This window comes from Sphingomonas sp. PAMC 26621, from assembly GCF_000251145.1.
Taxonomy (GTDB): domain Bacteria; phylum Pseudomonadota; class Alphaproteobacteria; order Sphingomonadales; family Sphingomonadaceae; genus Sphingomonas.
In genome coordinates this window covers 1-19,774 of the sequence record NZ_AIDW01000036.1, presented here as the reverse complement: position 1 = coordinate 19,774, position 19,774 = coordinate 1, and the positions used below count along the sequence as shown (strand labels likewise).

At 66.7% G+C, this 19,774-nt stretch carries 20 protein-coding genes and 2 pseudogenes; 6 read left to right on the top strand and 16 right to left on the bottom strand.

Annotated elements, in window-relative coordinates; translation table 11 throughout:
* Positions 1 to 17: 17 nt before the first annotated feature.
* Entirely contained in the window at positions 18 to 1,235 is a 1,218-nt protein-coding gene (metK, locus tag RI03_RS16670) for a methionine adenosyltransferase (RefSeq protein WP_010162080.1), read from the top strand.
* Between the two features lie 67 nt (positions 1,236 to 1,302).
* Here metK and RI03_RS16665 read toward each other — a convergent pair whose 3' ends face one another.
* From RI03_RS16665 to RI03_RS16655, 3 genes are all read right to left on the bottom strand, one after another.
* Positions 1,303 to 1,941: a hypothetical protein gene (locus RI03_RS16665; protein WP_010162081.1), complete on the bottom strand. Its 639-nt coding sequence runs from the start codon at positions 1,939 to 1,941 to the stop codon at positions 1,303 to 1,305.
* An 80-nt stretch (positions 1,942 to 2,021) separates the two neighbouring features.
* Entirely contained in the window at positions 2,022 to 2,636 is a 615-nt protein-coding gene (locus RI03_RS16660; protein WP_010162082.1) for a phosphatase PAP2 family protein, read from the bottom strand.
* Positions 2,637 to 2,703: 67 nt separating this feature from the next.
* Complete coding sequence (locus RI03_RS16655) at positions 2,704 to 3,525, bottom strand: formate/nitrite transporter family protein (protein WP_010218726.1); 822 nt, start codon at positions 3,523 to 3,525, stop codon at positions 2,704 to 2,706.
* Between the two features lie 94 nt (positions 3,526 to 3,619).
* Here RI03_RS16655 and trmB point away from each other — a divergent pair, with 94 nt between their 5' ends.
* Positions 3,620 to 4,300: a tRNA (guanine(46)-N(7))-methyltransferase TrmB gene (gene trmB / locus RI03_RS16650; RefSeq protein WP_010218725.1), complete on the top strand. Its 681-nt coding sequence runs from the start codon at positions 3,620 to 3,622 to the stop codon at positions 4,298 to 4,300.
* A gap of 14 nt (positions 4,301 to 4,314) precedes the next feature.
* Here trmB and RI03_RS16645 read toward each other — a convergent pair whose 3' ends face one another.
* Complete coding sequence (locus RI03_RS16645; protein ID WP_010218723.1) at positions 4,315 to 4,587, bottom strand: UvrB/UvrC motif-containing protein; 273 nt, start codon at positions 4,585 to 4,587, stop codon at positions 4,315 to 4,317.
* Between the two features lie 76 nt (positions 4,588 to 4,663).
* Here RI03_RS16645 and RI03_RS16640 point away from each other — a divergent pair, with 76 nt between their 5' ends.
* Positions 4,664 to 5,116: a DUF2721 domain-containing protein gene (locus RI03_RS16640; protein ID WP_010162086.1), complete on the top strand. Its 453-nt coding sequence runs from the start codon at positions 4,664 to 4,666 to the stop codon at positions 5,114 to 5,116.
* A 73-nt stretch (positions 5,117 to 5,189) separates the two neighbouring features.
* Here RI03_RS16640 and RI03_RS16635 read toward each other — a convergent pair whose 3' ends face one another.
* Positions 5,190 to 6,776: an amidase gene (locus tag RI03_RS16635; protein ID WP_010218722.1), complete on the bottom strand. Its 1,587-nt coding sequence runs from the start codon at positions 6,774 to 6,776 to the stop codon at positions 5,190 to 5,192.
* 481 nt (positions 6,777 to 7,257) lie between these two features.
* Positions 7,258 to 7,791, bottom strand: coding sequence for a hypothetical protein (locus RI03_RS16630; RefSeq protein WP_010218721.1), 534 nt, complete (start codon positions 7,789 to 7,791; stop codon positions 7,258 to 7,260).
* Between the two features lie 143 nt (positions 7,792 to 7,934).
* Between RI03_RS16630 and RI03_RS16625 the strand changes: the two genes are divergently transcribed.
* On the top strand, positions 7,935 to 8,303 hold the full coding sequence (locus tag RI03_RS16625; RefSeq protein ID WP_010218720.1) for a PRC-barrel domain-containing protein: 369 nt from the start codon (positions 7,935 to 7,937) through the stop codon (positions 8,301 to 8,303).
* A 226-nt stretch (positions 8,304 to 8,529) separates the two neighbouring features.
* Here RI03_RS16625 and RI03_RS16615 read toward each other — a convergent pair whose 3' ends face one another.
* Both RI03_RS16615 and uvrB read right to left on the bottom strand, forming a co-directional pair.
* The gene (locus RI03_RS16615) at positions 8,530 to 8,784 is read right to left on the bottom strand and encodes a type II toxin-antitoxin system HicA family toxin (protein ID WP_010218717.1); all 255 of its coding nucleotides are present in this window, start codon (positions 8,782 to 8,784) and stop codon (positions 8,530 to 8,532) included.
* Between the two features lie 78 nt (positions 8,785 to 8,862).
* Positions 8,863 to 11,069 (bottom strand): annotated as a pseudogene (uvrB, locus tag RI03_RS16610) (excinuclease ABC subunit UvrB).
* 241 nt (positions 11,070 to 11,310) lie between these two features.
* On the opposite strand from uvrB, the gene RI03_RS16605 reads away from it, so the two are divergent.
* A complete protein-coding gene (locus tag RI03_RS16605; protein ID WP_010218716.1) occupies positions 11,311 to 11,688 on the top strand; it encodes a DUF3617 domain-containing protein in 378 nt (125 codons plus the stop codon).
* A 197-nt stretch (positions 11,689 to 11,885) separates the two neighbouring features.
* Here the strand turns inward: RI03_RS16605 and RI03_RS16600 are convergent, their stop codons facing one another.
* The 7 genes and pseudogenes from RI03_RS16600 to RI03_RS24130 all read right to left on the bottom strand — a co-directional run bounded on the left by RI03_RS16600 (position 11,886) and on the right by RI03_RS24130 (position 16,618).
* Entirely contained in the window at positions 11,886 to 13,031 is a 1,146-nt protein-coding gene (locus tag RI03_RS16600) for an MBL fold metallo-hydrolase (RefSeq protein WP_010218714.1), read from the bottom strand.
* Positions 13,032 to 13,188: 157 nt separating this feature from the next.
* Entirely contained in the window at positions 13,189 to 14,130 is a 942-nt protein-coding gene (locus RI03_RS16595) for a hemolysin family protein (protein WP_010162096.1), read from the bottom strand.
* 9 nt (positions 14,131 to 14,139) lie between these two features.
* Positions 14,140 to 14,649, bottom strand: a complete 510-nt coding sequence (gene ybeY, locus RI03_RS16590; RefSeq protein WP_010218713.1) for an rRNA maturation RNase YbeY — start codon at positions 14,647 to 14,649, stop codon at positions 14,140 to 14,142.
* On the bottom strand, positions 14,649 to 15,047 hold the full coding sequence (locus RI03_RS16585) for a type II toxin-antitoxin system VapC family toxin (protein ID WP_010218712.1): 399 nt from the start codon (positions 15,045 to 15,047) through the stop codon (positions 14,649 to 14,651). Before RI03_RS16585 ends, ybeY begins: the two co-directional genes overlap by 1 nt.
* A 31-nt stretch (positions 15,048 to 15,078) precedes the next feature.
* Positions 15,079 to 15,297: pseudogene (locus RI03_RS22820) on the bottom strand (type II toxin-antitoxin system VapB family antitoxin); the annotation flags it as partial.
* A gap of 51 nt (positions 15,298 to 15,348) precedes the next feature.
* Positions 15,349 to 16,350: a PhoH family protein gene (locus RI03_RS16580; RefSeq protein ID WP_010218711.1), complete on the bottom strand. Its 1,002-nt coding sequence runs from the start codon at positions 16,348 to 16,350 to the stop codon at positions 15,349 to 15,351.
* 118 nt (positions 16,351 to 16,468) lie between these two features.
* On the bottom strand, positions 16,469 to 16,618 hold the full coding sequence (locus RI03_RS24130; protein ID WP_170318392.1) for a hypothetical protein: 150 nt from the start codon (positions 16,616 to 16,618) through the stop codon (positions 16,469 to 16,471).
* Positions 16,619 to 16,739: 121 nt separating this feature from the next.
* Between RI03_RS24130 and RI03_RS16575 the strand changes: the two genes are divergently transcribed.
* A complete protein-coding gene (locus RI03_RS16575) occupies positions 16,740 to 17,252 on the top strand; it encodes a PilZ domain-containing protein (RefSeq protein ID WP_010218710.1) in 513 nt (170 codons plus the stop codon).
* A gap of 20 nt (positions 17,253 to 17,272) precedes the next feature.
* Here the strand turns inward: RI03_RS16575 and miaB are convergent, their stop codons facing one another.
* Positions 17,273 to 18,619 (bottom strand): tRNA (N6-isopentenyl adenosine(37)-C2)-methylthiotransferase MiaB, encoded by a 1,347-nt coding sequence (gene miaB, locus RI03_RS16570; RefSeq protein WP_081504243.1) that lies wholly within the window; start codon positions 18,617 to 18,619, stop codon positions 17,273 to 17,275.
* Positions 18,620 to 19,774: the final 1,155 nt, after the last annotated feature.

The following is a 19,774-nucleotide window of genomic DNA, read 5'->3' as shown; positions in this document are numbered from 1 at the left end:
AGACGAGGGTTTCATCAATGCGCGCATCGTTTCTCTTCACCTCCGAGTCGGTCTCGGAAGGTCATCCCGACAAGGTCGCCGACCAGATTTCGGACACCGTCGTCGATCTGTTCCTGAGCAAGGACCCGCAGGCGCGCATCGCGTGCGAGACGCTGACCACGACCAACCTCGTCGTCCTCGCAGGCGAGATCCGCTGCAAGGGCGTGTACGAGAACGGCGCCTGGGCCGATGGCGCGCTCGAGGAGATCGAGGCGGCAGTGCGCAATACCGTACGCGAGATCGGCTATGAGCAGTCGGGCTTCCATTGGGAAAACTTCCGCTTCGAGAACAACCTCCACGGCCAGTCCGCCGAAATCGCGATGGGCGTCGACGAGGGCGCGAACAAGGACGAGGGTGCCGGCGACCAAGGCATCATGTTCGGTTACGCGACCGACGAGACCCCGGGCCTGATGCCCGCGACTCTCTATTACAGCCACAAGATCCTGCAGCAGATGGCCGCCGACCGGCACTCGGGGGCGGCCCCGTTCCTCGAGCCCGACGCCAAGAGCCAGGTCACGCTCGAATATAAGGACGAAAAGCCGGTCCGCGCGACCGCGCTGGTCGTGTCGACCCAGCACAAGGCGGGCTATTGCCTGCAGGGCGACAACGCCAACCCGGCGCTGTACGAGGAACTCCGCAGCTACGTCGCTGGCGTGATGAAGGACACGTTGCCCGAGGGCTTCGTGACCGACGACACCAAGATCTACATCAACCCGACCGGCGCGTTCGAGATCGGCGGACCGGACGGCGACGCGGGCGTTACGGGTCGCAAGATCATCGTCGACACCTACGGCGGTGCAGCACCGCACGGCGGCGGCGCGTTTTCGGGCAAGGATCCGACCAAGGTCGATCGCTCGGCCGCCTATGTCTCGCGCTATCTCGCGAAGAACGTCGTTGCCGCCGGCCTCGCGCGCCGCTGCACGATCCAGCTGAGCTATGCGATCGGCATCGCCGAGCCGCTGTCGCTCTACGTCGACCTGCACGGCACGGGTACGGTGCCTGAGTCGAAGATCGAGGAAGTGCTCCCGCAGCTCGTCCGCCTGACGCCGAAGGGCATCCGCGAGCACCTCAAGCTCAATGCGCCGATCTACAAGCGCACCGCTGCTTACGGCCATTTCGGGCGCGAGCCCGATGCGGATGGCTTCACCTGGGAAAAGACCGACCTGGTCGACGCGCTCAAGGCCGCCGTCGCCTGAAGCCGATCGGGCGCGGGTTCTCCCGCGCCCGGTTCCCGCGACGGATCCCGCCGTCGCATTCCAGCCCCTAGCGCTGGCTGCTCGAAAATACCGACGGATCGAACCGCGCGGGCAAAGCGCGCTGCATCTGGCCGGGACTATCCGGCAAGGCAGCCACGGCCTGACCGCCGTCCGACTGCACCGTGAAGCGAAGGTCGTCGGCAAGATAGGCGGTGATCGGCGTATCGGCCGGCAGGCGACCGCTGGTCCCGTGGATGAACATCATCGGCCAGGACACGACGAGCGCTCCGCCGATCGACAACAGCCCTTGCCCGGTTCCGTTGCGCGATGTCCGCCCCGAAATGCGCACGGGTCCGCTCGGCGTCTGGACATAGCTGAGCCGGACGTCGATCGTCCCGCGCTTGCCGAAATGACCGTTGCGTTCTGCCCGCATCACCTCACCGACAGCGACGGCCCCGGCGGGTATGACGACCTGCCCGCGGTATACCAGCGGTTCCGCGACCTCGAGGTAGAAGCGGTCCCCGGCATGGCGTTCCTTGGTGTTGAGTTCCGTCCGCGTCGTCAGGTGCAGCGCGGTCCCCAATGGGAAGAAGGCGGTTTGACCGGTCATGGCGGCGGGGGCCGACCATTGCACCACCTCTTGCGCACCCGCCGCGACCGGCATCGAAAGCGCGAGCGCAACACTTGTCCAGAAAATCGCCTTCATGATATTCCCCTTGCAAATTCAAGGGGCAGGTAACCGATACAAACTTGCGTTCGGCCTATCGCATATCGTGAACTCGTTCTTTAGGATGAATGTCGCCGCCGCCGTCTGATCGCCCCAACCAGCGCGCGTTCGGCAAGGCGGACGGCGGTGTTCGCCGCACGCTGCGCGACGAAGCCGACCACGGCACCCGCGACGGTATCGAGAACATAGTGCTTCCCGCGCGGCATCTGAACCGCAGCGACGCCGCTTGCGAGCGCATAGGCGGGGGCGCCCAGCGCCGGCACGTCCTTCGCCAGCGCCCCCGCGACCGCCACCGCGCCCGCGGTATGACCAGAGGGGAACGAGCTTTCGTCGTGCGCCGTATTGTCGCCGGGCTTGAAGTCGTGCTTCCCCGTCTCGATCGCCTTCTTCGGCCGGGTGCGATCGACCGAGCGCTTGATGATCGACTTGATTCCCGTCGCCACCGCCTCGCTCGCGAGCATCCGCGCGCCGGTGCGCAGCATCACCGGCTGGCGGAGCAGCGCGCCGACCACCATGGTTCCCACGCCGAGCAGCAGCAAGGGCGGCTGGTCCGCGCCTTCGCTGAGCGCGCCGAACGCCTTGACGACGGGCGCGTCGCGGTGCTGCGCCGCTTCGTGCGTGACCTTGCGATCGGCCTTCGCCAGTTTGCTTGCCGCCTTGCTGATCGTGTTCATCGTCCGCCTCTCCATCTGTGCCGCACCGAACGGGCGAAGCGGACGTTTCGGTCCATCGACGGCGCGATCACGCCCCCTCCTCGCGCACCTGCGCATGCGCCAGCACCGCGAACAGCCCCGCGCCGCCGAACAGATTGCCGAGCACCGCGGGCACGAGGAACGACAGCGCGCCGCCGATCCCGATCTTGCCCGTCCACAGCAGCAGGAACGCCTCGCTCGACCCGACGACCGAATGGCTGAACCCGCCGATCGCGACGACATAGACGATCCCGAAGATCACGAAGAACGCCTGCTCGCGCGCATTGGGGAGTGACCAGGCGACGATCGCGATCAGGAACCCGGCGGGCACCGCATTGAAGAACGTCTCCAGCGCAGCGTGTTCGGTAATCTTTATCGACACCTCGATCATCCCCGCATCGAGCGACGAATCGCCTAGCCCGAGCCCCGCGAACGCGCCGGTCGCCAGCGCCGTGCCGATGCAGTTGGCGAGCAACACCACGGCCCACAACCGCAGCGTCCGCCCCAGCGCATCCCACGACGGCGTGGTGACGAGCGGGATCATCGCGGTGACGGTGCTTTCGGTAAACAGTTGCATCCGCCCGAGGATCACCATCACGAAGCCGATCGGATAGCCCAGCGCGATCAGCAGCGGGCGCGTCGGCCCCGGCGGAACGTGCGACGCGATCGCGCCCTCCGCGATCAGCGAGGCGGTGACCGCGAGCCCCGCCGCCACGCCCGACCAGAACAGCGCGCTGACCGGTCGTTCGAGCTCCTCCTGCCCCTCTTCGCGCACCGCGCGGTGGAGCTCCTTGGCGTTGGCGGCCTTCAGTTCCTCGACCGTGCCGGTGCCCGCTTCCGTGTTATCGTCCTGCGACGTCGTGTCAGCCATGCTGCCCCAATCCTTCGTTACCCCGCTGTAACGACGGCAACGGCGCTTTGCTCCCCCTTTAACGACGCGGCATCCCGCGCTACACGCCCGCCCGATGACCGATCCGATGACGACACGCCGCCTCTATGGCCGGCGACAGGGCCACAAACTGCGGCTGGGCCAGGCCGACCTTGTGGAAACGCTGCTCCCGCAGATCAGCGTGCCGACCAATGGCGCGCTCGACGCGACGACGTTGTTCGGCGCGGATCGCCCGCTCGAGGTCGAGATCGGCTTCGGCGCGGGCGAACATCTCGCGGGGCAGGCGGGGATGCGGCCCGACACCGGGTTCATCGGCTGCGAGCCGTTCCTCAACGGCGTGGTCGGCGCGCTCGCGCATATCCGCGACGATGCGCTCGACAACGTCCGGATCCACATGGGCGATGCGCTCGACGTGGTGGAGCGGCTCCCCGACGCCTCGCTGTCACGGCTGTATCTGTTGCACCCCGATCCGTGGCGCAAGGCGCGCCATGCGAAGCGCCGGATGGTCAACCACGGCCCGCTCGACCTGATCGCGGCAAAACTAAAGCCCGGGTGCGAGTTCCGGCTCGGCACCGACGATCCGACCTATTGCCGCTGGGCGATGATGGTGATGGGGCAGCGCCGCGACTTCGAATGGACCGCGCGCACGCCCGCCGACTTCCTGACCCGCCCGGAGGACTGGCCCGAGACCCGCTACGAGCGCAAGGCGCGGCGGCAGGGGCGGGAAGTGTGGTACTTCCGCTACCTGCGGGTCTGAGCCCCTGGGGGGCCCTAGCGCTTGCGCGACCGCCCCTTCGTCATCAGGTCCGGCTTGGGGGGTGGCGTCCAGCCCTTGGGCGGGGTCATCCGCTGCTGGCTGGAGCCAAGCCCCATCGCGCCGGGCTGTTGCCGCACCAGCCCCGCGGTGTCCGCCGCCGCGGCATCCCGTGCGCCCGCGCCGCCCCGCAGCAGGCTGATCCGGTCACGCAACCGCCGCGCTTCCTCATAGTCGAGTGCGGCGGCGGCGGCTTCCATCTGTGCCTGCAGGTCCTCGAGTTCGCTCATCGTCCTATAACGCCGAAATCACCGGTCCGCTCCGTCCGGCTTGCGTCGCCGCCACGCATTGCCCACAAAGCCTGTAATGAACCCCTATCCCGCCGTCACCACGATCGCCCAGACGATCCAGCTCTCGCTGTCGCCCGTCTTCATGCTCGCCGGGATCGGCGCGCTGCTCAACGTGCTCGCGGGGCGGCTGTCGCGCGTGGTCGACCGCGCGCGCGCGGTCGAGGCGCTGCATCCGGCCTCGCAAGGGCCGGAGCATGACCGGCACGTGTGGGAATTGCGCCTGCTCGACAAACGAATGATCGTCATCAACGCGTCGCTGGTGCTCGCGGTGTCGAGCGCGGTGATGACCTGCCTCGTCGTCGCGCTGCTGTTCGTCGCCGAACTGGTCAAGCTGCATATCGGCACGGTGGTGGCGCTGTCGTTCATCCTCGCGATGGGGCTGCTGATCGCCTCGCTCATCTCCTTCCTGATCGAAGTGCGGATGTCGCTGATCGCGATCCACATCCGGCCGGAATTGCTGGAGAAATAGCGCCTCCATTGACAGCGGGGTATAGGGTTCGGGGTGACCCCACTTCAGGTCTGTGAGGTCACCCGCCGCGGCGTTACCGCGCGCCCGCCAGCCCTGGCCCGGCATCGTTGGTCGCCAGATACCCCGGCGCGACCCGCGCCTTGGCCGCCTGTTCGAACACATAGCCCGCGTTGAGCACGGTCTGGTCCCCCCAGCGCGTCGCGATGAACGACAGGCCGACCGGAACCCCGCGCACCAGCCCCATCGGGACGGTCAGATGCGGATAGCCCGAGATCGCAGGCAATTCGCTCGCGCTCGGGCCATTGAAATTGTCGCCGTAGACGGTGTCGGAGAGCCACGGCATCCCGTAGGTCGGCGCGACGATCAGCGTCGCCTGCGCCTTCGCCAGCAGCGCGTCGATCCCCTCCGCACCCGCCAGCCGCAGCGACTTCGCGCGCGCACCGAGATATTCCGGATCGCGCAGCCCCCGCGTCTTCGCGGCGGCAACGAACGTCTCCTGCTCGAAGAACGGCATTTCGCTCGCGGCATTGGCGGTGTCGAATGCGATCACCTGATCCAGCGTCCGCGTCTTCACCGCCGCTGGCGTGGTCGCGAGATAGGTATCCAGATCGGCCTTGAGCTCGGTCTGGAGCACCAGCAGCTCGGCCTCGCCGATCCCGTCGAGCTTGGGCGTCTCGACGTCGACGAGCACCGCGCCCTGCGCCTTGAGCACTGCGAGCGATGCCTCATACTTTGCCTTCAGCACGTCGGACATGTCGGGCCGCAGGACCGCGACGCGCACGCCCGACAGCGATGCGGTCGCGAGCGGGGCGGCGAAATCGTGGAGATGCGTCCGGCTGTCGCGCGTCGCCGCGTCCTCGGGATCGACCCCGACCATCGCGTTGAACAGCAACGCGGCATCGCGCACGCTCCGCGCCATCGGCCCGGGCGTATCCTGGCTGTGGCTGATCGGGACGACACGGCTACGGCTGACCATCCCGAGCGTCGGCTTCAGTCCGACCAGCCCGTTCATCGACGACGGGCAGACGACCGACCCGTCGGTCTCGGTCCCGATCGCCACCGCCGCGAAGCTCGCCGCGACCGCCGCGCCCGACCCGCTGGAGGAGCCGCACGAGGTCCGGTCGAGCGCATAGGGGTTGCGCACCAGCCCGCCGACCGCGCTCCATCCGCTGATCGAATGGGTCGAGCGGATGTTCGCCCATTCGCTGAGGTTGGTCTTGCCGAGGATTACCGCGCCCTGTTTGCGCAACGCCGCGACCACGGGCGCGTCGCGCCGCGTCACGTTGTCCTTGAGCGCGAGGCTCCCCGCGGTCGTTGCGATCGGATCCTTCGTCTCGATATTGTCCTTGATCAGCACCGGGATGCCATCGAGCGGGCCGAGCGGCTTGCCGGCCTTGCGCCGCGCGTCGCTGGCCTTGGCCTGCTCGAGCGCGTCGGGGTTGGTCGCGATCACCGCGCGGAGCGTCGGCCCGGTGCGGTCCATCGCCGCGATCCGCGCAAGATAGGCCTGGGTGATCGCGACGCTGCTCGTCCCGTGCGCCAGTTGCGCGCGCAAGCCGTCGATCGACTGCTCCTCGACCACGGGGGCCTGTTGCGCCGAAGCGGCCGCGGAAACCATCACCATCGCCGCAAACGCTGCCCGTATCCGCATGCCCGTCATCCCCTTTTATCGTTCGAGACGCCGATCATGCGATCATCCTTGCAGGACAACAAGCGGGGGGACGGGGCTTTTTTCAGAGGTCGCGCGGCACCCCAAATGAAAAGAGGCTGCCGGGGGTCTTCACGACACCCCGGCAACCTCCTGACATGGTCAGCGGCCGGAAGCTCCAGCTTGGGAGACCATGCGAACCGCTAGTGCCTCGATCGCCGCTTCGCGTTGACTGGGGGACCATACCCCCCGCGCCGGCGATCGAACGGGTTTCCCCAAAGGCCTAGCGGTGCGTCCCCCGCACGAACTGAACCGACCCCATTGCTGAACCATGAGACATCGGATCACCTCCTTTCGCCAGTTGAAAATAGCGTGACCTGCGCTGGTCACGACTCGTGTTTGAATCATCTAAATTCGCGAAACAAGTCTTGTAATAATCCGCAGATTCGACGATTCTCCTCGGCCTGCCCGAAGCGCGCCGGGAGCGCCGGCTTCAGCGGCGGCAATCCTCCGTAACCCGCGCGATTTCGGCCCAGGCGGGCACCACCAGCGTCGTCGTACCAGCCTGCTCGACGATGAAGCGGCCCCGGCTGAACACCATCGCGTCGAGCAGCGGGTCGCGCGCGGTCAGCCGCGTCGCGACATAGCTCGGCGCGCCGACCGGGCCGGGACTGGTCGGCTGGACGGGCACGCTGCGCGCGACGCTCGACGTCCGCACGGTGAGCGGCGTGACCACCGACCCCTGCCGCGACAGATACAGCGTCGCGCTTGCGCTGTCGCAGCGCAGCGTCAGCAGTGCGTTGCCGCCGGTCGTGCCGAACAGCGCGGTCGATCCGCCCTGATCCTGCCGATACGCCCAGTCGCCGGGCGTGACCGCCCAGTCGCGCCAGTCCGCGCTTGCCACCGGGACGGGCCGCGGGACGACGGCGGGGCGGACGACGGGCGCGGCGACGGGACGCGGCGCGACCGGCTTCGCCACGCACCCGGCAAGAACGGCCAGGGCTATCAGGGGGAAAATGTTACGCATGGCCAGGTCTATGCGCGATGCGGACGGCCCGCTCAACCGCGCGCGCGACGCCGCCCCGCGTTTTCCACCCGCTCAGCCGCATGGAGGAGGGGAACCGGGAGCGGCCTCTCTCCGTTACGCCCGCGAACTGTTAGGATTGATCCATGTCACAAACCGAACCCACCCAGCTGCTGCTCCAGTCGAACAAGAGCGACGCGATGCAGGTCCGTAGCCGCGACGGCGACAAGATCGGCTCGGTCCTGACGCTGATGGTCAACAAGCGCACCGGCCAGACGATCTACGCGGTGCTGACGATCGGTGGCTTCCTCGGCATGGGCAAGGCCTATTACCCGATCCCCTTCTCGCTGCTCCAGTTCGACCCCGTCAACGACACCTACATCGTGACGATCGACCGCCGCGTCCTCGAAGGCGGTCCGAGTTGGGCAAGCAACGCACCGACGTTCGACCAGGCCTATGCCGATCGCGTGTCGAAATATTACGACGTGGCGAGCGAAGACCTGTCGGTCGCTTAATTCAAAGGTTAAGCGGCCAGGCTTGTGTGACGGTATTGCGGTTCAGGGATCGCGATACCGCACCCCCTCGCTGTCTCTAACCAACCTTCCATGGCGATCTGAAGCTCCGCAAGCGCCTCTTCGGGCGTATCGCCGTGCGCCGAGCAGCTTCTGAGATCCGGCACGTTCGCGATCCAGCACGAGTCGGGCTCATACCAAAACAGGTCGATATGGTATCGCGGTGCCATCATTCGTCCAATGTAAGACCGTACCCGATACACATAGCGACAAATTGCTCGATTTGATAGGTCTTGGCGTCCTTGCCGTGGGGCTGGACGGTCAAGACGTGGGGGACTTTAGGGTGCGCGTACTGACGATGGCTTCCCGTCGTTCGCCTGAGCGAAAAGCCAAACGCAGCCAGTAGTCGCTCAAAGTCACGGAATGGAATAGCCGATCGCGGGTTGGCCAATATCCAAGAGTAAAGTTTCGCGGTGCGGGTCATCGGCACGATCTCGCAGTTTCGGGCATAGTGCGAAACTTACCACGCCAGCCCGACACTGTTCAATTTTGCATTCCCCAATCACCGCGCCCGTCGCGAACTCCCCGCCATACCCGCCCGCATCTTCTGGCTCTTGCCGTACCGCGTCTTGCGAGTCCCTGGCTTGCCCTCGTTGGAGCGCCCCATCACCGGCGCCTTCTGCTGATCGACCGGAAGCCCGAGCTCCTCCTGCTCGAGCTGCCGGATCTCGTCGCGCAGACGACCGGCGGTCTCGAACTCGAGGTCGGATGCCGCCGCACGCATCTTCTTCTCGAGATCCTCGATGTACGCACGCAAATTGTGCCCGACCATGTGCGGCCGGTCCTCGTCGATCTCGACCGTGACCTGATCGCGGCTCGACACGTCCTGGATGATGTCGCCGATGTTGCGCTTGATCGTGGTCGGCGTGATGCCGTGTTCTTCGTTATACGCGCGCTGTTTCTCGCGGCGACGCTCGGTCTCGTTCATCGCGCGCTCCATCGAGCCCGTGATGCGGTCGGCATAGAGGATCACGCGCCCGTCGACGTTGCGCGCTGCACGACCGATCGTCTGGATCAGCGAGGTTTCCGAGCGCAGGAAGCCTTCCTTGTCCGCATCGAGGATCGCGACCAGCCCGCACTCGGGAATGTCGAGCCCCTCGCGCAACAGGTTGATCCGATCAGCACGTCGTACACGCCAAGCCGCAAGTCGCGGATCAGCTCGATACGCTCGAGCGTCTCGACGTCGCTGTGCATGTAGCGGACGCGCAGGCCCGCCTCGTGCATGAACTCGGTCAGATCCTCCGCCATCCGCTTGGTCAGCGTCGTCACCAGCGTGCGATAGCCGAGTTCGGCGGTCTTGCGGGCCTCGACGATCAGGTCCTGCACCTGCTCCTCGACCGGCTTGATCTCGATGGGGGGATCGATCAGCCCGGTCGGGCGAATGACCTGCTCGGCGAACACGCCGCCGGTCTGTTCCATCTCCCACGCACCCGGCGTCGCCGAGACATAGGTCGTCTGCGGACGCATCGCCTCCCATTCGTTGAAGCGCAGCGGCCGGTTGTCGATCGCCGAGGGCAGACGGAAGCCATATTCGGCCAGCGTCAGCTTGCGACGGTGATCGCCGCGCGACATGCCGTTGATCTGGCCGATCGTCTGGTGGCTCTCGTCCACGAACAGCAACGAATTCTCGGGCAGATATTCGAACAGCGTGGGGGGCGGCTCGCCGGGCATGCGCCCGGTGAGGAAGCGCGAGTAATTCTCGATCCCCGCGCACGAACCCGTCGCTGCGATCATCTCGAGATCAAAATTGGTGCGCTGTTCCAGCCGCTGCGCCTCGAGCAATTTGCCCTCGGGCACCAGCTCCTTGAGCCGCTCGGACAATTCGAACTTGATCGCTTCCATCGCCTGCTTGAGCGTCGGCCCCGGCGTCACATAGTGCGAATTGGCGTAGATGCGGATGGTGCCGAGGCTCGCGATCTTCTTGCCGGTCAGCGGATCGAACTCGACGATATCCTCGATCTCGTCGCCAAAGAACGACACGCGCCATGCCGTGTCGTCATAATGCGACGGGAAGATCTCCAGCGCATCGCCGCGCACGCGGAAATTGCCGCGCTGGAACGCCGCATCGTTGCGCTTGTACTGGAGCGCGACCAGCTTGCGCACGATCTCGCGCTGGTCGACGGTCTGGCCTTTCTTGAGGTCGAAGATCATCGCCGAATAGGTCTCGACCGAGCCGATGCCGTAGAGGCACGATACCGACGCGACGATGATGACGTCGTCGCGTTCGAGCAGCGAGCGGGTCGCGGCGTGGCGCATCCGGTCGATCGCCTCGTTGGTCGAGCTTTCCTTCTCGATATACGTGTCCGACCGAGCGACGTACGCCTCGGGCTGGTAGTAATCATAGTAACTGACGAAATACTCGACCGCGTTGTCGGGGAAGAACGACTTCATCTCGCCGTAGAGCTGCGCCGCGAGGATCTTGTTGGGCGCGAGGATCAGCGCGGGGCGTTGCACCGCCTCGATCACCTTCGCCATGGTGAAGGTCTTGCCCGAACCCGTCACGCCCAACAGCACCTGGTCGCGCTCGCCGGCTTGCGTCTGCGCGACGAGCTCGGCGATCGCAGTCGGCTGGTCGCCCGCCGCGGTGTATTCGGAGACGAGCTTGAACCTTTTGCCCCCTTCCGCCTTGGGCGGCCGCGCCGGGCGGTGGGGGACGAAGCTGACCCCGGTTTCGGGTTCATCGAGCGTGGTGCGAATCTGGATTGCCATCACCGAGCAATATGGGAAGGGATGGGGCAACAGACAATCGTGCCCGGCCCCGTGTCGCGTACAGCTTTCCCCGGGGATATCTCATGGCGTTTCATCGCATCGCGGCACTCGCGCTGCCGGTCCTCGCGGTCGCGGCATGTTCGTCCGAGCCGGTGATCCGGCGCGAACCCGGTAGCTGGTCGCAGAAGGTCGAATCCTCCGGCTCGAGGGCAAGGGCGCGACGCCGCAGGAAAAGGCGCAGATGCAGGCGATGTTCGATGCGATGGCGGGCATGTCGATCTGCCTCACCCCCCAGGCGGCCGCGAAGGAAGACCTCGCGCAAACGATGGAGCAGATCGGCCCGCGCGGCCAGAACTGCAAGATCGGCAAGCGGGACGACACCGGCCCGACGGTCGGGCTCAGCGCGGTCTGCCCGCAGGATGGCGGCGGGACGGTCAAGGTCAGCGTCACCGGCACCAATGCGGCCGGCGACCGCAACCTGACGATGAAGTCGGAAGGTTTCGACGCCAGCGGCGTGGCGGAGGGCGTGATGGAGATGCGCGTCCACACCGTTCGCAGCGGCCCGTGCAAGGCGGGCGACATCACGCCGCCGCCCGCGCCAATGGCGGTGAAGCGCTAGCACGCCGCAAACGTCCGGTCGGGCTGCGCGAAGGCGAAGCCCCCACACGCGGCGCACGGCCCTTCGACTTCGCTCAGGGCGAACGGGGGGTGGGTTCGTGCGCGTCACAACCCTTCTCCTGCGAAAGCGGGAGTCCAGGGGTGCAGGGTGCTTCCCTCACACCCCTGGATTCCGGCTTTCGCCGGAAAACGAGAGCGCTATGGCAATGCCCGTGCTGCCGCGGGCAGGCGTCCGACGATCTCGACACGGTCGATCGGCGCAGTGGGCTTGCGCGCCACGTATGGCGCGATGACCCGCGGCTGCCCGAGCGGCACCGTGCCGAACCCCTGCAACCCCGCCACCCGCGTCACCGCTGCCAGCAGTCGCGGCGGCGTATCATACGCTTCCGACGACAGATGGAACGTCCCCCAATGGACCCCGATCCCGGTCGACGCCCCCAGCCGCCGATAAACTTCGGCTGCGTCGATCGGCCCGATATGGCTCCCCGACATCATTTGCCCCGGCGCAAAGCGGAACGCGCCGATCGGCAGTAGCGCCAGCCGCACCGGCCCATAGCTCGCCGCCGCATTCGCCCAGGTCAGGTCGCCCGGCCCGGTGTCGCCCGCGAAGAACACGTTGCCGCCCGGCAACCGCACCACGAACGCCGACCACAAGGCGCGGTTGCGATCCGCGAACCAGCGGCTGCCCCAGTGATGGTTGCGCGTGACGACAATCTCGACCCCCGGCTTGACCGCGATCCGCCCGCCCCAGTCGAGCGCGTGCGACGGCACGCCCGCCTGCCGGATCACGCTGTCGTTGCCGAGGCTGGTGACGATCAGCGGATGATCGCGCGTCCACAGGCGTTTGAGCGTCGCGAGGTCGAGATGGTCGTAATGGTCATGGCTGACGAGCACGACGTCGATCTTCGGCAGCTTGCCGAACGCGATCCCGGGTCTGGTGACCCGCGCCGGCCCGAGGCCGAGTGGCCCGGCGGTCTTGCTCCACACCGGGTCGGTCAGGATGTTGAGCCCCTGTGTCTGGACCAGCACCGTCGCATGCCCGACCCACGTCGCGACCATCGCCTGGCCCGCGACGCGCTGCCGCGGTGCGACCGGGTTGATCGCAACGTGCTCGGGCCATTTCGGGCGTCCGTCGCTGCCGGTGAGGTAGCGCCACAGGAAGCCGGCGCGGTTTCCCGCCATCTCGTCCTGCTCGCCATCCGCGTTGAAGAACCGTTGCCCGTCGTAATGCCCGCCTTGCGCGCCGCGATAGTAACGCGCGTCGAGAAAACGCGGGATGATCGTCAGCATGAGGCACAGGATGATGACGATCCACAGCAGGATCGTTCCAAGGCTTTGCGCCACACGTCGGAAGGTCAAGGGCAGGCCTTTGCAATCAGGGGGGCAAACAGGGGGCACGACGCTGCAACGTCACGCGCGCTTCCCTAACTCCCCGCGCCGCCGGGTCGATCCGTCTTTCCAAGAAAGGCCGGTGCCGCAAAGGCGAGCGGCACCGTTCGCCCTAGTCGTCGCGCCCTTCGAGCTCGGGCCGGGGCGGATGCAGCCGCAGGCTCAGCACGCGCCGCGTGTCCGCCGCGACGATCTCGAGCGTCCAGCCGCTGTCGTGGACGATGCAATCGCCGACCTTGGGCATATGCCCCGCCAGCACTGCGGCGAGTCCGCCGATCGTGTCGATGTCGCCATCGACCTCGGCAAGCCGCGGATCGATCGCCTCGCCGACATCCTCGAGCTCGGCGCGCGCATCGACATCCCATGCGCCGCCGTCGAGCGGCACGAGCAGCGCGGTCGGCGCGTCATCGTGTTCGTCCTCGATGTCGCCGACGATTTCCTCGATCAGATCCTCGATCGTGACGAGCCCTTCGGTCCCGAAATATTCGTCGAGCACGATCGCGAGATGGACGCGCTTCTGCCGCATGTCCGCGAGCAGATCGAGCGCGCCGCGCGACATGGGCACGTAGAGCGGCTCGCGGATCAGCGGCGCGATGCTTGCCGGATGCTCGGCCCCCGTCGCGAGGATCTGGAACACGTCCTTGATGTGGACCATGCCGATGATCGTATCGAGCTTCTCGCGATAGACGGGCAGGCGGCTGTGCCCGGCTTCCGCGAACAAGGCGACGAGACTCGCGAAGCTGGTCGTTTCCTCGACCGCGACGATGTCCGCGCGCGGCACGCCGACGTCGCCCGCGTCGCGCTCGCCGAAGTGGAGCAGGTTGCGGACCATCGTCCGCTCGAGCGGGGAGAGATCCCCCTTGGCGTCGGGCGCGGGGTCGTCCTCATGCGCGTCGATCGCTTCCTCGAGCGTCGCGCGGAGCGATTCGTCGCCCGAATGGCCCGAGATCCAGCTGCGGAACGAGCGCCAGATGCTGGTTTCATGCCCGGGGGAGGCATGGGTGACACCGCCGTTGCTGGTGGCGGTGCCGGTGGTACTTTGGCCGTCGGGCATGGGGTTACGTCAGTCCTCAGCAATCAGATACGGATCGGCGATGCCCAGCGCGGAGAGGGCTGCGATCTCGATCGCCTCCATCGCCCCCGCCTCGTCATCGTCCATGTGATCATACCCTAGCAAATGCAGCGTGCCATGCACGATCAAATGCGTTGCATGCGCGTCGACGGTCACGTCTTTTTCCGCCGCCTCGCGCGCGCACGTCTCGTAAGCGAGGACGATATCACCCAGCAGCACCTCGCCGTCGTCCGAATTCTGCGCGATCGTGTCGAGCAGGTCGGGCTGGACCATCGGGAAGGACAGGACGTTGGTCGGCTTGTCCTTGTGCCGATATTGCGCGTTCAGGACCTGCACTTCGGCATCGGTGGCCAGGCGGATCGAGATCTCGACCGTGGCAGGGCCGGTGGCAAGCTCGGCGTGCGGCGTGCGCGACATCGCGGCGGTGGCGGCGCGCGCGGCAAGCGCCTCCCAGTCGTGCTGCGGCCAGACGTCTTCGTGGGAGAGGGCGATTTCAAGCATCAGGCAAGATCCGTATGGAGGAAGTCGTCGCCCTTGTAGAGCAGGGTCGCGGCGTTGGTCTTGGCACAGGCATAGGCGAAACAATCCCCCAGGTTGAGCCTGGCGGGATGGCCGGTGCCCTTGCCATAGCGATGGTACGCATCGACTGCGGCACGACTCTCGGTGGCGCCGATCGGAACGAGACGGATCGCGAAGTCGGCAACGAACGTCTCGATTTCGGCAAAAGCGAGCGGGATCGGAACGGTTCTTATCTTTGCGACGGCGCGCGCCGTCTCCCATAGCGAGACCGCGGAACACACTATTTCGTCGGCGGCACCGAATCTTTCCTCGATCGCGGGCGAGCCGGGCTCGCCCGCCAACATCGCGACCATTGCCGATGCATCGAGAAAAAGGATCAATCCTATCCTCGTCATTCAGCGAATCGTAAAACGCCTTGTCGGCCTCGAGACCGCTCGGTTCGCCGAGCGGATGGGCTGCACGCCACATTTCGAGCCGATCGTGAATGCTAACGCTCCGCTCGGCCTGAAGCGCGCGTTTGCGATGTTCGAGCGCGTCGTGGACGGCCGCCGTCTTGCTCGTCCCCAGCAACGCGGCGACTTCGCGCGCCAGATCTGCGGTGTCAGGGTTCTTGATGTAGAGCGACGCCATCGGAGCCTCCGGGATATCCGAAATATACTGTCCGGATATCCCTACCGTCAACTAACTCGCCCCTTCATACGCCTCCACGATCCGCCCGACAATCGGATGGCGCACGACATCGCCCGACCCGAACCGGCAGATCGACAAGCCCTCGACCCCCTCGAGCCGCCCGACCGCATCGTTCAGCCCGGACGCGTTCATGCCGCCGGGAAGATCGGTCTGCTTGGGGTCGCCGCACACCACCATCCGGCTGTTCTCGCCGAAGCGCGTCAGGAACATCTTCATCTGCGCGGGCGTGGTATTCTGCGCCTCGTCGAGGATGATGAACGCATCCGCGAGCGTGCGCCCGCGCATGAACGCGATCGGCGCGATCTCGATCTCACCGCTCGCGATTCGCCGTTCGACCTGCTCGGCGGGAAGGCAGTCGTTGAGCGCGTCGTACAAGGGGCGGAGATAGGGGTCGACCTTCTCCTTCATGTCCCCGGGGAGGAAACCGAGCTTCTCGCCCGCCTCGACCGCCGGACGCGACAGGATCAGCCGCTGGATGCTGCCGGTGATGAGTTGCGCCACCGCCTGCGCGACCGCGATATAGGTCTTGCCCGTGCCCGCTGGCCCGAGCGCGAAGATGATGTCGTTGTTGAGCAGTTGCCGCATGTAATGCGCCTGCGCGATCGTGCGCGGGACGATCGTCTTCTTGCGCGTGCGGATCATGATCTGCGGGACTGCGCCGCCGCCCGCATCCGCCTGGATGATCCCGGCGAGCGTCGGTTCGCTCGACATCGCGATCACCGCGTCGATCAGCCCGGTGTCGACCACTTCGCCGCGGGCGATCCGGTTGTAGAGCCCATGAAGCACGTCGCGCGCCTGCGCGACCGCTTCCGCGGTTCCCTCGAGCCCGACCTTGTTGCCGCGCGCGGTAATATAGACCCCCAGCTTGTTCTCCAGCGCGAGCAGGTTCTGGTCGAACTCGCCAAACAGCTGCGCCATCAACTGTGGACGGTCGAAGACGACTTCGGTCCGGCTACGATCGCCGGATTGCGCGGGGACTGGCTTGCGGCTCATGCACTTCCTTTGCTGGGACGGCGCGGGGAAAAGGCGGGGAAATCAACGGCACCGAACGGACCGGGAACATGGGAAGCGCGATCCGTTCGGGCAAGGCCCGCAACAGGCCGTTGCGGCGTCAGCGCCGCACGCCGAGGCGGATCAACACGACCTCCGCCCCCGAGACGAGAATCCGCCCCACGCCGATCATGATATAGAACCAAAGGCCGGGCGGATTGGGCTTCCACTGGCCGGGCGCGAGATCGGACGAGGCGGGTTCCGGGAGCATATGCCGATGCTGCGCCAAAGCGGGGAATTTGTCGAGGGGATGCGTTCCGGCGGACGCCCCGGCCGCGACGTTACCAGATCTTAAGGTTCCTCGGGCAGTGTGCGTCGCGGGAGTACGGCACATGGTTCTCACGGCTCAACTGTTCCTCGAAGACGACGATACGGTCCTGACCGGCCCGAGCGGTCGGCTGGCCGAGCGTTTGCCCGTGCAGGCCGGCGCGACGCTGCGCGACGACACGTTGCGTCCGGTGGACGCCGACGTGATCGACCTGTCGACCACGGGTTGCCTGATCGTCGTCAGCGATACGCTGGCGGTGCCGTCCGAAATCAGCATCGGGATCGCCGGGATCGGCCGGGTTTCGGGTCGGATCGTGCGTGGGAGCGGCAAGCGGTATGGCTGCGCGTTCGACGAACCGTTGTCCGAAGCCGCGGTGCTTGCCGCGCGCGCGGTGCAGACGGTGGTTCCCTTCGCGACGCCCGCAACGTTCCCGACCGGCGGCACCGATACCGCCGACCTGCCCGAATTCCGCCGCCTGCCGATGCGCACGCGCCTGATCGTGATCGTCGGCGCATCGCTCGCTTTGTGGGGCGTCGTCGTGACCGGTGTCGTCGCCGCGGTCACTGCGCTGAGCTGACGGCGGCCCCCGCTTTTTTCCTATGCAGCGGCACCGGCGGGCAAACGTCCCGCCATCACGACCTCGACCCCTGACACCGAATTCGGCCCGGCCTGCGCGATATCGACCGTGACCAGATCGCCGATCGCGGCGTCGGTCATCAGATGGACCGATTGCAGCCAAGGCGACTTGCCGAGCATCTGCCCCGGCAGCTTGCCCGCGCGTTCGATCAACACCTGGCACCGCCGCCCGACGCTCGCCGCGTTGAACGCCGCCTGATCGCGGTTGAGCGCTGCCTGGAGGCGTTGCAGCCGCTCGTCCATCACTTCAGGCGGCACTTGTTCGCCCATCGTCGCCGCGGGGGTGCCGGGGCGCGGCGAATATTTGAAGCTGAACGCCTGCGCATAGCCGACCGCATCGACCAGGCTCAGCGTATCCGCGAAATCCGCCTCGGTCTCGCCAGGGAAGCCGACGATGAAATCCCCCGACAGCGCGATGTCGGGGCGCACCGCGCGGACGCGGTCGAGGATGCGGAGGTAGGAATCGCGGCTGTGGCTGCGGTTCATCGCCTTGAGGATCGGGTCGCTGCCCGATTGCACCGGCAAGTGGAGGAACGGCATCAGCTTGTCGATATCGCGGTGCGCGTCGATCAACCCCTGCGTCATGTCGTTGGGATGGCTGGTGGTGTAGCGGATCCGCGCGAGATCGCCGATGTCGGACAGCGTGGAGACGAGATCGTGGAGGCCTTGGCTGCCGTCGGTCCAGGCGTTGACGTTCTGGCCGAGCAGCGTGATCTCGCGCGCGCCCGCTGCGACCAGCGCGCGCGCCTCGTCGACGATCTGGCCGAACCCGCGGCTGACTTCGGCGCCGCGCGTATAGGGGACGACGCAATAGGTGCAGAATTTGTCGCACCCCTCCTGCACCGTCAGGAATGCGCTCGGGGGCACGCGACGGCGCGCGGGGAGGTGGCCGAACTTCATGTCGACCGGCATGTCGGTATCGACCGCGGATTCGCCGCGCGCGGCCCGCGCGATTAGGTCGGGGAGGTTGTGATACGCCTGCGGGCCGACGACGACGTCGACCTTCGCGCGGCGAACGATCTCCGCGCCCTCGGCCTGCGCGACGCACCCGGCGACCGCGATCATCGGGTCGTTGCCGTGCTTCCGCAGGCGACCGATGTCGGAGTACACCTTTTCGGTGGCGCGTTCGCGGATGTGGCAGGTGTTGAGCACGACCAGATCGGCCTCGGCGGGGTCCGCCTGGGTCAGCCCCTGCGCCGCCATCAGCTCGGCCATCCGGTCGCCGTCATAGACGTTCATCTGGCAGCCGAACGATTTGACCGCGTAGGTCTTGGGGGCTTTGTGGGGATGCTTTGGGGCGGGGGTCATGATCGGCGCGGCTATAGGGGAGAATGCGACGGGACTGAACCCCTTGCGGGCAACGCTGCGCGCTGCTTCGCGGCGTCCATCCCGCGCGCCTCCCTCGTCACACTCCCGCGGAGGCGGGGATCCATACAGGCTGGTCTCACCATGACGGGCCGGCGGTCCCAATGGATTCCCGCCTTCGCGGGAATGACGGATGTGGGGTGGAGGCATTCCGGTTCACCAAGCGCCCGTATCACCCCGCCCGCTTCACCCCGCGCGCACCGCCGGATGGTCCTTGATCTCGAGCGCCGCCGGCAGCGTCTCGCCCTTGCCGGCCCACACGTCGTGGCCGATGAACGGCGGGACCGGGCCGCACATCACCACCGACAGCGCCGCCTCGATCCGCCGCTTGCTCTCCGCCGCGATCGCCTTGCGCCCCGGAAAGTCGCGCGGGTAGAACGGCTCGAGGAAATGCACCGCGACGCGAAACCGCTCGGCGCGCGCGAGCAGGCGGACCGCGTTGTTCCGCCCGCTTTCCTCGCCGATCCACGCGATGTCGGCGCCGACCGGGCCGTAATCGAGCAGCACCGGCTGGACCATCACGCCGGGGGGCGGGGGTTCGAGCACCTTCAGCATCGAGGTCTTGAACGGCAGCAGCGAGCGGCCGTCGGTGGTGGTGCCTTCGGGAAAGACCGTCACCGACCAGTTTTCGGCCAAAGTCTCGCGCAGCGCGTTGATCTGTTCGGCGACCCCCAGCCGATCCTCGCGCGCGACGAACACCGTGCGGTTGAGCGTCGCGAGCCAGCCGACGACCGGTGCCTCGCGGATCTCCGCCTTGGCGACGAAGGCGGTGCCGCTCGCGCCCGCGATCGCGCAGATATCGACCCAGCTGACATGGTTCGAGACATAGAAGACGTCGCGCTTCAGCGGCACGCCGACAACGCGGACGCGCGCGCCGCAGATTCGCGCCGCGGTCGCGAGGAACAGCCGCGGCCACGGCGACGACAGCCGCACCGTCCGCCACAGATAATGCAGCGGGATGGTGACCCCGAGCGACAGCGCGAGCAGCGTGACCCGCGTCCACAAGCGAGTCCAGCCGAGCCAGCTGATCGGGGGCGGCCGTCCGGCCGCCGCATCGGCCCGCGCAGCCTGAGACTGCCAAGGCACACAGGGGATAGG